Genomic DNA, 13,648 nt, shown 5'->3' on the forward strand with positions numbered 1-13,648 from the left:
CCGCGCCGCCATCGCCAGGAGCCAGCATGGCCCAAGTCGTCGAATCCCGCAAAGCCTGCGCGGTCAATCCGCTCAAGATGAGCCAGCCGCTCGGGGCGAGCTTCGCCTTCCTCGGGCTCGACGCCTGCATGCCGGTGATGCACGGCTCGCAGGGCTGCACCTCGTTCGGGCTGGTGCTGCTGGTGCGCCATTTCAAGGAGGCGATCCCGCTGCAGACCACGGCGATGAACGAAGTCACCACCATCCTGGGCGGCTACGAGAACATCGAGGCGGCGCTGCTCAACATCCGCAAGCGCGCCGCGCCGCGCATCATCGCCATCTGCTCCACGGGCCTGACCGAGACCAAGGGCGACGACGTGGAGGGCTACCTGGTCACGGCGCGCCAGCGCAAGCCGGAGCTGGCCGACACCGAGATCGTCTACGTCTCCACGCCCGACTACGTGGGCGCGTTCGAGGACGGCTACAAGCACGCCGTCACCGCGGTGGTGCGCGCGCTGGTCAGGCCGCTGCCGGTGGCGGCCGGGCAGGTCACGCTGCTGCCGGGCAGCCATTTGTCGCCGGGCGACATCGACGAGCTGCGCGAGATCGTCGAGGCGTTCGGCCTGGAGGCCATCGTGCTGCCCGACATCTCCGGCTCGCTGGACGGGCACATCGCGCCCGACTGGCGCGGCACCACGCTGGGCGGCACCACGCTCGCGCAGATCCGCGCGGCTGGCGCCTCGGCCTTCACCATCGGCGTGGGCGAGCAGACCCGCGAGGCGGCCGAGGCGCTGCAATCGATCGCGGGCACCGGGTTCGAGATCTTCCCGCGGCTGACCGGGCTGGAGGCCAACGACCGCCTGCTGGAGCGGCTCGCGCAACTCTCGGGGCGGCCGGTGCCGGCCAGGTACCGGCGCCAGCGCAGCCAGTTGCTCGACGCCATGCTCGACGGCCATTTCTACACCGGCGGCATCAAGGTCGCCATCGGCGCCGAGCCCGACCTGCTGCTGGCGCTCGGCGGCCTGCTGCACGAGATGGGCGCCGAGCTGTGCTGCTGCGTCAGCACCACGCAGTCGGCGGCGCACGCGCTGCTGCCGGCGCAGCAGGTGGTGCTCGGCGACCTGGAGGACATGGAGCGCGCCGCCGCCGGCTGCGACCTGCTCATCACGCATTCGCACGGCCGGCAGATGGCCGCGCGCCTGGGCAAGCCGCTGCTGCGCGCGGGCTTTCCGCTGTTCGACCGCGTCGGCAACGCGCATCGCCGCCAGGTCGGCTACCGCGGCACCATGAACCTGATCTTCGAGGTCGCCAACCTGATGATCGAGCAGATCGCGCACCATCACCCGGGCGACTGGCCGCTGCCGCGGGCGGCGCTCGACCTCGCCGCGCGCGACCCGGCGCGCGCGGTGGACATTCCGGTCGTCGCCGCCGGCGCGTGAGTGGATACCCGAGCGGATCCCTGAACGGCTACCCGATCCACACCAAGGAGCACTGAGCATGAAGATAGCGTTCGCCACCCAGGACAAGCAGTACGTCGATGCGCACTTCGGCTGGGCCAAGAGCATCGTCACCTACGACGTCACGCCGCACGGCTACCGCTTCGTCGAGTCGTTCGACTTCGGCGGCAAGCTGGAGGAAGACGGCGACGAGGACAAGCTCGCGCCCAAGCTGGACGCCATCAAGGACTGCGCCATCCTCTACGTGGCCGCCATCGGCGGCTCCGGCGCGGCGCGCGTGGTGGCGCTGAAGATCCACCCGATCAAGGTGCCGCAGCCCGAGGGCATCGAGGACATCCTCGGCCGGCTGCAGCAGGTGCTCAAGGGCACGCCGCCGCCGTGGCTGCGCAAGGCGCTGGCCAAGGACGGCGAGCGTGCCCAAGATTTCGAAGACGACGAGGTATCTCATGGCTGACGCCAGCATCGAAGCGCCCACCGCCAATCCTGCCGCCACCGACGACGCGGCGCTGCTCGCCACGCCGTTCGTGCAGCAGCTGGTCAAGCAGCTGCGCGCGCAGGACACCCACGGCGCGTGGGACGGCAAGAGCGACATGCAGTTGCTCAGGCCCTACATCCTGACCCCCGAGGAGCGCCGCGCGATCCCGCTGATGGGCGACCCCGACCCCGAGACGCTGTGGCGGCTGGAAATCTTCTACAGCGCCATCGCCGTGGCCATCGAGCGCCAGACCGGCCAGATGGTCTCGCCGATGATGAAGATGAGCCACGAGGGCTTCGGCCGCCTGGTGCTGCTGGCCGGCCGGCTGGTGGTGGTCAACAAGCAGTTGCGCGACGTGCACCGCTTCGGTTTCCCGTCGCTGGAGAAGCTGGCCGACGCCGGCGGCAGGTTCCTCGACGAGGCGATCGGCATGATCGAGGCCTATCCGGCCGTGGCCCGCTACGGCGCCTGAAGGCGGAACGAAAGGAACGAGAGGAACGAGAGGAACGAGACCACCATGAGCACCGAAGCCGACGAACGCAAGGCGCGCCTGAAGAAACTCAACGCGCAGGCCACGCAGGCCAAGATGGACCTGCACGACCTGTCCGAGGAGCTGCCCACCAACTGGGAGCAGATCCTCGCCGTGGCGCAGCGCTGCCACGACGCCCACGCCGCGCTGATGGCGGCGCGCAAGGCCGCGGCGGCCTGAGCCACGCGCCCGCCCACGGAGAACGGAGAACCGCCATGAGCGACATGTTCAGCGTCACCCTGCCCAGCGGCGCCATCTGGACGCCGACCTTCGTCGCCGCGCTCGACGAGGAGAAATGCATCGGCTGCGGCCGCTGCTTCCGGGTCTGCCCGCGCGGCGTGCTCGAGCTGGTCGGCCTGGACGAGGACGGCGAGCACATCGCGCTGGCCGGCGACGACGACGAGGACGACGAGTACGAGAAGAAGGTCATGACCATCGCGCACAAGGAGCTGTGCATCGGCTGCACGGCGTGCGCGAAGATCTGCCCGAAGAAGTGCTACACGCACGCCGCCGCCGCGTTGTGAGCGAGGAGCCGGTCATGGACTATCGGGCGGTGTTGATGGCATGCGCGGCGGACCGGGACGATCCCACCGCGCTGGCGCTGGCCGGCGTGCTGTCGGCCGGCTTCGCGCGCGGCGGCACCGGCCTGCTGCCGCTGCCGGGGCTCGATGCCGGCCAGACGCGCCGGCTGCTGGCGCGCTGGTTTCCGGGCGCGGACCTGGCGCTGGGGCTGGCCTGGGACGCGCTGGCCGGCGCCAGCCGCGCCGGGGCGCGCCTGGACGAGTTCGACGACCTGGTGGCGCTGCTCAACGCGCATGCCGATCCCGCCGCCGAGCCCGCCGAGGAAGCCAACCAGGTGGCCCATGCGCTGGCCTGCGCCAGCCTCGGCGACAACCACCTGTGGCAGGACCTGCTGCTGCCGTCGCGGCGCGAGCTGTCCGCGCTGATCGGCCGCTGGTTCCCGCGGCTCGCGGCGAAGAACACGCACGACATGAAGTGGAAGAAGTTCTTCTACAAGCAGTTGTGCGAGCAGGAGGAGATCTTCCTGTGCAAGGCGCCGAGCTGCGGCGTGTGTTCCGATTACGCCATGTGCTTCGGAGCCGAGTAGCGGACGCGGCTCACCCGACCTGTCACGCCGCGATGGCGACGCTTGCGCGCGCAGGCCGTCGTTTTTCTGGCCACGGCATGGAAATTGCATTGGCACGTCTACCGTTATATACGGCAATATATAACCAGCCATAACCGACACAAGAGCCAGCACCATAGCCGACAAACCGGACCACAATCCCGACACGCTCATGGATCCGCACCACCGCGCCGCGCCCGCATCGCCTTCCCCGACATCGCCGACATTGCCGTCATCGACATCATCGCCGTCCGGCGCCCGCTGGGTGCCGTGCACGCGGGCCTGCTACCTGACGCTGCACTGGCCGGTCTCCGAGGCGCAGCCGGGCCGGCGCGAGGCGCCGGCGGGCTGCCTGCCGGTCCTGCCGCAGCCGCCGCACCGCCTGCTGGCGATCTGCGAGGAAAGCGGCCTGCGCGAGCTGGTGATGCATCACATGCGGCGGCTGCGGCTCACGCCGCTGTTCGCGCGCGCCGGCAACTGCTTCGAGTGCGTGGCCTCGCGCGTGGCCGACTTCGTGGTCGAGTCGTGCGGCGGGCCGCTGTACTACAGCCAGCACCACGCGCACCTGCAGGCCGGCGCCGGCCTGCCGCTGCTGCTCGACGAGGAAGGGCGCGAGCTGTGGCTGGTGCAGCTCTGGCACGCCTTCGACGATGCCGGTTTCCCGCCCGCGCTGCGCGCCGATTTCTGGGGCTGGGCCGAGCCGCTGTCGGTGCACCTGCTGGCGCCGCAGGCGCGCCACGCCGGCCTCACGCGCTATCCCTACGACACCGTGCGCAGCTGGTTCCCGGCGCCGCCGCCCGACGCGCGCGGCGAGGCCCGTCCCGGGCGCGGCTGACGGCCGCCGCGAAGCACCGCAGCGGGGAATGCCGCGCCATGCGCGCGCGCGCGGGCGGCGGGGAACCCCGCGGGCGGTAGCGGCTCCAAGGTGGCGGAGCCGCCACCGGCCGCGCTGCAGCCGCGGCGGCTTTCCGCTACGATGCCGTTGCCGCGGCGGCGCGGCCCGATCCGGTGGCCGCACCGCCCGTCCGCTGCCTGCCCGTTTTCTTCCCCTATCTTCGCCAGGATTTCCTGTCATGTGTCTGTCACGCCAATTCCTGCTTCCCCTGCTGGGCACGGCGGCCATCGCCGCCGCCGCGCCCGCGCTCGCCGCCGACGAAGGCCCGGCCTACGGCCCCGAGCTGCAGGGCTTCGACTACCCCGCGCCGGTCCGGCAATACGACTTCACCTCGCAGGGCGAGGCCATGCACATGGCCTACATGGACATCCGGCCGGCGCATCCCAACGGGCGCACCGCGGTGCTGCTGCACGGCAAGAACTTCTGCGCGGCGACCTGGGAGGGCAGCATCAAGGCGCTCGGCGCCGCGGGCTACCGCGTGGTGGCGCCGGACCAGATCGGCTTCTGCAAGTCCAGCAAGCCGGCGCGCTACCAGTACACGTTCCAGCAGCTGGCGCGCAACACGCACGCGCTGCTGGAATCGATCGGCGTCAAGGAGGCGGTGGTGATCGGACACTCCACCGGCGGCATGCTGGCGATACGCTACGCGCTGATGTATCCGCAGCAGACCGCGCAGCTCGCGCTGGTCAACCCGATCGGGCTGGAAGACTGGAAGGCCAAGGGCGTGCCCTCGCTGTCGGTCGACCAGTGGTACGCGCGCGAGCTGGCCACCAGCGCCGACAAGATCCGCAGCTACGAGCAGGCCACCTATTACTCGGGCACGTGGCGCCAGGACTACGAGCCGTGGGTGCAGATGCTGGCCGGCCTGAACCGCGGTCCGGGCAAGCAGCAGGTGGCGTGGAATTCGGCGCTGATCTACGACATGATCTTCACCCAGCCGGTGGTCTACGAGCTGGGCGCGCTGAAGACGCCGACGCTGCTGCTGATCGGCGACAAGGACACCACCGCCATCGCCAAGGACGCCGCGCCGCCCGACGTGCGCGCCAGGGTCGGCAACTACCCCGAGCTGGCCCGGCAGACGCTCGCGGCGCTGCCCAACGCGAAGCTGGTGGAATTCCCCGAGATGGGCCACGCGCCGCAGATGCAGGACCCGCAGGCCTTCCACAAGGCGCTGCTCGACGGCCTCGCCGCGCTGCCGTCGCCGCCGGCGAACCGCTGAGGCCGGCCGCCGCCGGCGCGCGCCGGGCGGCGTAGCGCGTCGGCCACCGCGCGCGGGCCGCGGCGCCGGCGCCGGCGCGGTGGCGCCGGTTGGTGCGTTTTACTCATCAAACCGAAAGGAATCGTCGCTTTCTCTTCCCCGGTGGCGCATTCAGAATCCTTGCCATACCCCAACCTGGTTGCGGGCATGTCAAGGAGAGGCTGGATGCAGTGGAAAGTGGAGGTGGTATCGACGGATGTGCTGGTCCTGGGAGGCGGCATGGCCGGCTTTCGCGCCGCCCTTGCGGCCCAGGCCCAGGGAGCGGACGTCACGTTGGCCTACCGTGCCCGGGGCGCGTCCCCCTACGTCATCGGCTTCAATGCGCCGATCGGCAGCGTGGACCCGATGGACAGCCCCGACGTGTTCTATGAGGACATGCTCAAGGGCGGCTACTTTCTCAACGACCGGCGGCTGGTGCGCCTGCTGGCGGAGAAATCGGTCGATGCGTTCCACGAGCTCGTCGCCTGGGGCGTGCCTTTTGCCCACGCCGCCGATTCCGCCGACGGCGGTGGCCAGGTATTGCAGCGCCACCTGAGCGGGAACCGCTATCCCAGGTCGGTGTTCGTGCCCGAGAGCACGGGCGGCGCCATCCTGCAGGTGATGGCGAACCGGGCGCGCTCCCTCGGCATCCACCAGATCGCGGGGCAAAAGGCGGTCGAGCTGCTGCGCGATGGCGCCGACGTGGTGGGCGCCGTCCTGTGGAAGCCCCATTCGGACCAGATCACCGTGGTGCATGCGCGCGCCGTCGTCATCGCGATGGGCGGGATCGGCCGCCTCTACGCCGACAGCACCTATCCGGTCGACGTGGGCGCGGACGGCCTCGGCATGGCGCTCGATGCCGGCGCGCGCCTGATCGACATGGAGTTCGTCCAGTTCGAGCCGGTCGTGACGGTCTGGCCGCAGGAATGCCGGGGCATGGAAATGCCGACCTCGATGCTTGGCGACGGCGCGCACCTGCTGAACAACCGCGGGGAGCGCTTCATGCTCGGCTACAACCCGCCGCTGGGCGAACGCGGCATCGAGAAGGCGCGCCTGGCTTTGTTCATCCAGCGCGAGATCGACGAGGGGCGCGGGTTTCCCGAGGGCGGCGTGGCGTTCGACGCCACCGTGCTCAGCGAGCAGCAGCGCGAAAGCTACGTATCGCATTGCCGCAGGCTGCGCGCCGCGGGAGTCGATCCGGCCACCACCCCGCCGATCGTCGCGCCCGCGGCCCACAGCATGATGGGCGGCGTGGCGGTCGACGGCGATTGCTGGTCCGGCGTGCCGGGCCTGTACGTCGGCGGCGAAGCCGCGGGCGGCGTGCACGGCGCCAGCCGCATCGCCGGCAATGGCTGCAGCGACACGCTCGTCTTCGGCGCCATCGCCGGCGGCGGCGCGGCGCGCGGCATGCTGCCCGCGACGGCGCGCGACTGGCCCGCCATCGAAGCCAGCGCCATCGCCCGCCTGGCGCACGCCGACGGCGGCGCTTGCGCCGAGGACGTGCGCCAGGCCAAGGAAGACATGCGCAAGGTTCTCTCGGAGGCGGCCGGCATCTGGCGCAACGGGCCTGGCCTCACGGCGGGCCTGGCCGCGTTTGGCGCGCTGCACGAGAACATCTTCCGGATGCGCGCGGGCAGCCGCGAGGCCGCGGTGGAGCTGCGCGAGGCGCGGCGCATGGCGGCAGTCGGCACCACCGTCCTGCAGGCGGCGCTGGGCCGGACGGAAAGCCGCGGAGCGCACCAGCGCACCGACTTTCCCGCCACCGACAACACCCGCTGGCTGCAGCACATCGCCTTCACCCGCGGCGGCAGCGACGAACTGGTCCAGAGCCTCGAACCCATCCACTAGCCGGCGCGGGCTTGCCAGCAGGGCTTTTGCATTCCATAAATAGAACGGAGACAACATGAGATTCGGAACCACACACTCGCGGCACGCGGGAGCCTCGCTCCTGTGCGCGCTATCGCTCGCCATCGTGGTGCCGGCGGCGCAGGCGGCCGATGCCTTTCCGAGCCGGCCGGTGCGGCTGGTCGTGCCGTATCCGCCCGGCGGCGGCAACGACGTGCTGGCCCGCATCGTCGCGCCCAAGCTGGCGGAGGAACTGAAGCAGCAGGTCTACATCGACAACCGCGGCGGCGCCGGCGGCACGATCGGCACCACCTACGCCGCGCAGGCGACGCCGGACGGCTACACGATCCTGATCATCAATACCCTGCCGCACACCTCGGCCGCCGGGCTGTATCCCTCGCTGCCTTATGATCCCATCAAGAGCTTCGTGTCGATCGGCGAAATCGCCACGGTCTCCTACATGCTGGCGGTGAATCCGAAGCTGCCGGTGCATACCGTCAAGGAGTTCGTCGACCTGGCGAACGCCAAGCCGGGAGCCATCAACTATGGCTCTGCCGGCAACGGCAGCGCCACGCATCTGGCGGCGGAACTCTTCAAGTCGGTGACGAAGGCGTCGATCACGCATGTCCCGTACAAGGGCGGCGGCCAGTCGCTGACCGACCTGATGGCCGGCCAGGTGCAGGCCACCTTCGAGAACGTGGCGGCGCTGGTGCCGTTCGTCACGCCCGGCACGCTGCGGGGCGTGGCGATCACCGGTCCGAAGCGGACGGCGCTGTTTCCCGCGCTGCCGACGGTGGCGGAGTCGGGCTATCCGGGCTTCGACGTGTCGGGCAAGTTCGGCCTGGTCGCGCCCGCGGGGACCCCGGCGAGCGTGATCGCGGTCCTGAACAAGGCGCTCAACCGGGCGCTGGCCGATCCCGAGCTGATCAAGAAGCTCGCCGCGCAGGGTGCCGAAGCGGCGCCGAGCACCGCGCCGGCGTATGACGAACTGATAAAGAAGGAGTCCGCGCTGTGGCTCAAGGTGGTGCGCGACACGCACATCAAGAGCGACTGACCATGCCGCGCCGGGTCCGCCCCGGCGGCGCGGCGCAAAACCAGAAAAGGAGACAAGGCTCGTGAGCATTCTGATCGAAGAGATGCGCGGCGCATCGCTGGTACTCACGCTGAACCGGCCGGAGGCGCTCAACGCGCTGTCGTCGGAACTGGTGCAGGCGCTGCGCGACGCGGTGGGCCGCGCCACGTCCATGCCCGAGGCGCGCACGGTCATCCTGACCGGCGCCGGGCGCGCCTTTTCCGCCGGCACCGATCTCAAGCAGCGCCAGACGCTGTCCCGTGAGCAGAAGGCGGCCCAGAGCCAGCTTCTGCTGACGCTTTCCGAAGAGCTCTGGGACTTGCCCATGCCGGTGATTGCCGCCGTCGGCGGCTGGTGCCTGGGCGGCGGCGCCGAGCTGGCGCTGGCGTGCGACCTGCGCGTGGCGGCGGACAATGCCACGTTCGGCTTTCCCGAGATGACGCTGGGCGCCTATCCCGGCAGCGGCGGGCCGGTGACGCTCAGCCGCATCGTCGGCGTGACCCGCGCCAAGGACCTGCTGTTTACCGCGCGCCGGTTCGGCGCCGAGGACGCGCACCGGTTCGGCATGGTCGATCGCGTCGTGCCGGCGGAACACCTGCTCGACGAGGCGCTGAACTGGGCGCGGGAGATGGAGGCGACCGCGCCCCTGGCGCTGGCGGCGCTCAAGCGTTCGCTGAACGAAGGGGCCAGCCTGTCGCTGCGCGAAGCGGGGGCGCTGGACCAGCGCCTGCGCCGCCCGCTGGATGCCACGCAGGACAACGAAGAAGGCATGCGCGCGCACTTCGAGAAACGGCGCCCGGTGTTTCGAGGCAGATGATGTCCCTTCCCGATTCTTCTTCGCCGGGCGCCGGCAAGGCGCTGCGGGGCCTGCGGGTGCTCGAGTTCTCCGCCGGTTCGGTCGCCGGCCAGTATGGCGGGCAGTGCCTGGGCGACCTGGGCGCCGACGTGGTCCGCGTGGACGGCGCGTGGACGGCGGGCGCGGCCTGCCACGCGGCCTTCAACCGCAACAAGCGATCGCTGTCGGCGGACCCGCACACCGGCGAGGGGCGCGAACTGCTGCGCCGTCTGTGCAGCCGCGCCGACGTGCTGATCGACGCGCTGCCCGCGGCCACGCTCGACGGGCTGGGCCTTGGCTGGCCCGAGCTGTCGCGCGCCGCGCCGCGGCTGGTGTACGCGCGCGTGGTGCCGGCGGTGATGCCCGCTGGCCCCGCGCCGCAGGACGCCGCCGATCTGCTGGCCGAAGCCGCCGGGGGCTACATGGGCATCACCGGCGGGCGGGACGGCGCGCCCAGCCGCCTTGGCACCTCGGCCCTGGAGGCCCTGGCCGGCGTCAACTGCCAGTCGGCCATCCTTGCCGCGCTGTTCCAGCGCGCCGCGACGGGGCTGGGCCAGCATGTCTCGACGAGCGTGCTCGAATCGGAAATCGCCTTTCTGGCCAACGCCGCCGTGGAATGCCTGCTGGGCGGGCCGCAGCCCGCGCGCTGGGGGTCGGAGCACGCGCAGCAGGTCCCCTACAAGGCCTTTCGCACGGCTGACGGGTGGATCGTCGTGGCGGCCGGCTTCCAGAACCTGTACGCGGCGTTCGTGCAGGAGCTCGGCCGTCCGGACCTCGCTGCCGATGCCCGCTTCGCCACCATGTCCGGGCGGGTGCAGAACCGCGCCGCGCTATATGCCGCCCTGGATGCGGAAACGGCGCGCCACGGCACCGGCGACCTCCTGCGCCGGCTGGAGCGCTCGGGCGTGCCGTGCGCGCCGGTCAACGACCTGGCGCAGGTCTTTGCGCACCGGCAGGTGCGCCATCGCGGCATGCGCGTCGACCTGCCGGGCGGGCGGCCCGGCGCGCGCGCCGTGCTCGGCCCTCCCGCCAGGTATTCCGCCTTTGCCGTCGCCGAGGACTGGATGGCGCCGCCCGTGGCCGGCGAGCACACCGAGAGCGTATTGCAGGACTGGCTCGCGCCCGCGGACCAGGTTGCACCCCTAGTTCCCTAAACCCTGAACCATGCCAACCCCGGAGACCTTCTTCATGGAACTCGAATACTTTCAATCGCCGTCGGGCAAGATCGAAGACGTCGTCGTCGGAACCACCGTCGTCTTCACCAAGACCGTGTCCGAGTCCGACGTCTATCTGTACGCGGGCATCACCGGCGACTTCTCGCCCAACCACGTGGACGAGGAATACATGCGCAAGGGCGGGTATGGCACGCGCATCGCCCACGGCACGCTGCTCATGGGCTTCATGTCGACCGCGTCGGCCAGGCTGCGCATAGGGCGCACCGTGTCGCTCGGCTACGACAAGGTGCGCTTCCTGGACGGCGTCAGGTTCGGCGACACCGTCACCACGCGCTATGTCGTGGACAGCGTGGACCCGGCCAGCCGCCGCATCACCGCCAAGGTGGAATGCCTGAACCAGCATGGCAAGGTCGTGGCCGTGGCGACCCACATCAAGGCCTTCGTCGATTGAGTCGCCCGATGCATGACAAGCCCAAGCCCTATGCCGGGCTGAAGGTGCTCGACTTCACCCGCGTGCTCGCCGGACCCTACTGCACCATGCTGCTGGGCGACCTCGGTGCGGACGTGGTCAAGGTCGAGCTGCCCGGCACCGGCGATCCGCTGCGTCTCCAAGGCCCGCCTTTCCACGCGGGCAATGGCCTGACGTTCCTGGCGTGCAACCGCAACAAGCGCTCGCTCACGCTGGACCTGAAGTCGGCCGAAGGCGTCGCCCTGGCGCGCCGCCTCGCCGGCCAGGCGGACGTGCTGGTCGAGAACTTCCGGCCCGGCGTGATGGCGCGCCTGGGGCTCGACTACGAGAGCCTGTCGGGCGCCGCGCCGCGGCTGATCCACGCCTCCATTTCGGGATACGGCTCGGAGGGGCCGGACAGCCGCAGCGGCGCCTTCGACCTGACCATCCAGGCACTGGGCGGCTACATGAGCCTGACCGGCGACGAGGATGCCGGCCCGATCAAGCTCGGCACCTCGGCGATCGACCTCGCCGCCGGCATGCACTGCCAGGCCGCGATCGCGGCGGCGCTGCTGCAGCGGCTGGCGACCGGCATGGGCCAGCGCGTGGAGACCAGCCTGCTGGAAAGCCAGGTGGCGCTCCTGCTCGACACCGCCGTGGATCATTTCCATACCGGGCAGGTGCCCGGGCGCCGGGGCGCGGCCAGCACGCGCGCCGCGCCGCGCAAGGCGTTTCGCACGCGCGACGACCGGTGGCTGGTGATCGACGCCGCGCGCGAGGACCACTTCATGGCGCTCGTGTCGGCCATCGGCCGGCCCAGCCTGCAACGCGACCCGCGCTTCTCGTCGGCCGCGGCGCGCGTCGCCCGCCAGGCGGAGCTCTATGCCTTGCTCGATGCGCGCATCGCGGAGTTCGACTTCGCGGCGCTGGCCATCGGGCTGCGCGAGGCCGGCGTGCCGCACGCGCTGGTGCACAGCATCGAGGAGGCGCTGGCGCACTGCCGCGACACCCGCCGGGACATGGTGGCCGGCTCGGCGGGCCCCGCGGGCGGCGTGACGCCGCAGATCGCATCGGCAGTCACCTATTCGGCCTTCGACGTCGGCGCCGGCTGGACCGCGCCGCCGGCGGTCGGGCAGCACAGCGCCGACGTGCTGGCCGAATGGCTGGCCCTGTCCGCGGACGACATCGCGGGCCTGCGCCGGCGCGGCGTCATATGAGCCGGCCGGCGGCGCTACCCGCGATGCTATGATCCGGAAGCCCGCCGGGGCCCAGCGCCCGACCCGGCGGATGCGAGCCTTCGCGGCGCCGCGGGCGGAGCTGGCGTCGTCGTGAAGGCAGCCCCGCATTGGGGGGGAGGACCGGAGTGCCACGCGGTGCCGCACCGGATGACATGGAGGAACTGAGGGCTTTACGCAAGGCTTGGTAAGCGCCCTATGGTCGAACGATGAGCTGGCAACTACCTTCACTGACCGCCTTGCGCACCTTCGAGGCGGCCGCGCGCCACCTGAGCTTCACCCGGGCCGCGCAGGAACTGAATCTCACGCAGAGCGCCGTCAGCCGGCAGATCCGGCAGACCGAGGAATACCTGGGCCTGATGCTGTTCCAGCGGGTCAAGAAGCGCTTGGTCCTGACCGAAGCGGGGCAGAGCTACGTGGAGGACATCCGCGCCTCGCTCGAGCAGATGCAGACCGCCACGGTCAACCTGCTGGCGCACAAGGGCAAGGGCGGCATCATCCGGCTGGCGACGCCGCCCGCGTTCTGCACCCGGTGGCTGATCCCGCGGCTGGCGGAATTCTCCACGCGGTTCCCCAACATATTCGTCGACCTCTCCACGCGCGCCAAGCCCTTCGATTTCCAGTCCGAGCCCTTCGATGCCGCGATCTACTACGGCGCCAACGACTGGCCGGGCGCGGTGGTGACGGAGAAGCTGGTGGGCGAGGAACTGCTGGTGGTGTGTTCCCAGAGCTACTACCAGGCCAACCGGGAGAACCTGCTGTCCATCGACCACTTCGGGCGCCATGTGCTGCTGCAGCAGACCAGCCGCCAGACCTGCTGGCCCGAGTGGATGCAGAGCCGTGGCGTGCACGGCGTCAACGGCCTTGCCGGGCCGCGCTTCGAGCATCTCTACATGGTGCTGCAGGCGGCGGTGGCCGGGCTGGGCCTCGGGCTGCTGCCGCGCATCCTGATCGAGGACGAGGTGGCGACCGGCCGCCTGGTGGCGCCGTTCCCCGGCACGTTCACCAGCGAGGACGCCTATTGCCTGGTATTTCCGGAGGCAAAGAAGAACGAGTCGAGGCTCGAACTGTTCCGTTCCTGGATCCACGAAGAAGCGCGCCGGCAGACGGTCCGGGACGTCCGCGACGCCGGCGCCGGCGCCGCGCAGCAGGCCTGAATCCTTCCCCCGCGCCGGCCGGCGCGCCGTTTCGACGCCCGGCGCTTGACACACGGCGCTTGACGCACGGCACGCGCCCTGCCTGGCGCTCGCCCCTTCCGCACGCATGACCTGACAACTTTTTATCGCTTTCTACCCTCGCGGCACCGTGACACAGTGGTGTCGCCACCACGGTGGAAACCA

15 protein-coding genes are annotated in these 13,648 nt (G+C 70.6%); all 15 read left to right on the forward strand.

Features of this window, described 5'->3' with window-relative positions; genetic code table 11:
- Nucleotides 1–26 precede the first annotated feature (26 nt).
- The 15 genes from nifN to gcvA all read left to right on the forward strand — a co-directional run bounded on the left by nifN (nucleotide 27) and on the right by gcvA (nucleotide 13,465).
- Nucleotides 27–1,418 (forward strand): nitrogenase iron-molybdenum cofactor biosynthesis protein NifN, encoded by a 1,392-nt coding sequence (gene nifN / locus KF708C_RS02660; RefSeq protein WP_059410662.1) that lies wholly within the window; start codon nucleotides 27–29, stop codon nucleotides 1,416–1,418.
- Between the two features lie 58 nt (nucleotides 1,419–1,476).
- Nucleotides 1,477–1,890 (forward strand): nitrogen fixation protein NifX, encoded by a 414-nt coding sequence (gene nifX, locus KF708C_RS02665; protein ID WP_059410663.1) that lies wholly within the window; start codon nucleotides 1,477–1,479, stop codon nucleotides 1,888–1,890.
- Entirely contained in the window at nucleotides 1,883–2,383 is a 501-nt protein-coding gene (locus KF708C_RS02670) for a NifX-associated nitrogen fixation protein (RefSeq protein ID WP_059410664.1), read from the forward strand. Before nifX ends, KF708C_RS02670 begins: the two co-directional genes overlap by 8 nt.
- Before the next feature lie 45 nt (nucleotides 2,384–2,428).
- The gene (locus KF708C_RS02675; protein ID WP_059410665.1) at nucleotides 2,429–2,620 is read left to right on the forward strand and encodes a CCE_0567 family metalloprotein; all 192 of its coding nucleotides are present in this window, start codon (nucleotides 2,429–2,431) and stop codon (nucleotides 2,618–2,620) included.
- A gap of 35 nt (nucleotides 2,621–2,655) precedes the next feature.
- Nucleotides 2,656–2,964, forward strand: a complete 309-nt coding sequence (fdxB, locus tag KF708C_RS02680; protein WP_059410666.1) for a ferredoxin III, nif-specific — start codon at nucleotides 2,656–2,658, stop codon at nucleotides 2,962–2,964.
- Between the two features lie 14 nt (nucleotides 2,965–2,978).
- Entirely contained in the window at nucleotides 2,979–3,548 is a 570-nt protein-coding gene (locus tag KF708C_RS02685; protein ID WP_059410667.1) for a nitrogen fixation protein NifQ, read from the forward strand.
- 283 nt (nucleotides 3,549–3,831) lie between these two features.
- Nucleotides 3,832–4,401, forward strand: a complete 570-nt coding sequence (locus KF708C_RS36355; protein ID WP_020202078.1) for a hypothetical protein — start codon at nucleotides 3,832–3,834, stop codon at nucleotides 4,399–4,401.
- 238 nt (nucleotides 4,402–4,639) lie between these two features.
- Nucleotides 4,640–5,680, forward strand: a complete 1,041-nt coding sequence (locus KF708C_RS02695; protein ID WP_059410668.1) for an alpha/beta fold hydrolase — start codon at nucleotides 4,640–4,642, stop codon at nucleotides 5,678–5,680.
- Nucleotides 5,681–5,884: 204 nt separating this feature from the next.
- A complete protein-coding gene (locus KF708C_RS02700) occupies nucleotides 5,885–7,546 on the forward strand; it encodes an FAD-binding protein (protein WP_059410669.1) in 1,662 nt (553 codons plus the stop codon).
- 55 nt (nucleotides 7,547–7,601) lie between these two features.
- The gene (locus tag KF708C_RS02705) at nucleotides 7,602–8,597 is read left to right on the forward strand and encodes a Bug family tripartite tricarboxylate transporter substrate binding protein (protein WP_059410670.1); all 996 of its coding nucleotides are present in this window, start codon (nucleotides 7,602–7,604) and stop codon (nucleotides 8,595–8,597) included.
- A gap of 61 nt (nucleotides 8,598–8,658) precedes the next feature.
- Nucleotides 8,659–9,432, forward strand: a complete 774-nt coding sequence (locus KF708C_RS02710; protein WP_020202074.1) for an enoyl-CoA hydratase/isomerase family protein — start codon at nucleotides 8,659–8,661, stop codon at nucleotides 9,430–9,432.
- Nucleotides 9,429–10,604 (forward strand): CaiB/BaiF CoA transferase family protein, encoded by a 1,176-nt coding sequence (locus tag KF708C_RS02715; protein ID WP_231586364.1) that lies wholly within the window; start codon nucleotides 9,429–9,431, stop codon nucleotides 10,602–10,604. The genes KF708C_RS02710 and KF708C_RS02715 overlap by 4 nt, the downstream gene beginning before the upstream one ends.
- Nucleotides 10,605–10,638: 34 nt before the next feature.
- Nucleotides 10,639–11,076 (forward strand): MaoC family dehydratase, encoded by a 438-nt coding sequence (locus tag KF708C_RS02720; protein ID WP_059410672.1) that lies wholly within the window; start codon nucleotides 10,639–10,641, stop codon nucleotides 11,074–11,076.
- 8 nt (nucleotides 11,077–11,084) lie between these two features.
- Nucleotides 11,085–12,290: a CaiB/BaiF CoA transferase family protein gene (locus KF708C_RS02725; protein ID WP_020202071.1), complete on the forward strand. Its 1,206-nt coding sequence runs from the start codon at nucleotides 11,085–11,087 to the stop codon at nucleotides 12,288–12,290.
- Between the two features lie 227 nt (nucleotides 12,291–12,517).
- A complete protein-coding gene (gene gcvA / locus KF708C_RS02730) occupies nucleotides 12,518–13,465 on the forward strand; it encodes a transcriptional regulator GcvA (protein WP_043365935.1) in 948 nt (315 codons plus the stop codon).
- Nucleotides 13,466–13,648: the final 183 nt, after the last annotated feature.

It is taken from the genome of Cupriavidus basilensis (genome assembly GCF_000876015.1).
In the GTDB taxonomy this organism is placed as follows: domain Bacteria; phylum Pseudomonadota; class Gammaproteobacteria; order Burkholderiales; family Burkholderiaceae; genus Cupriavidus; species Cupriavidus basilensis_B.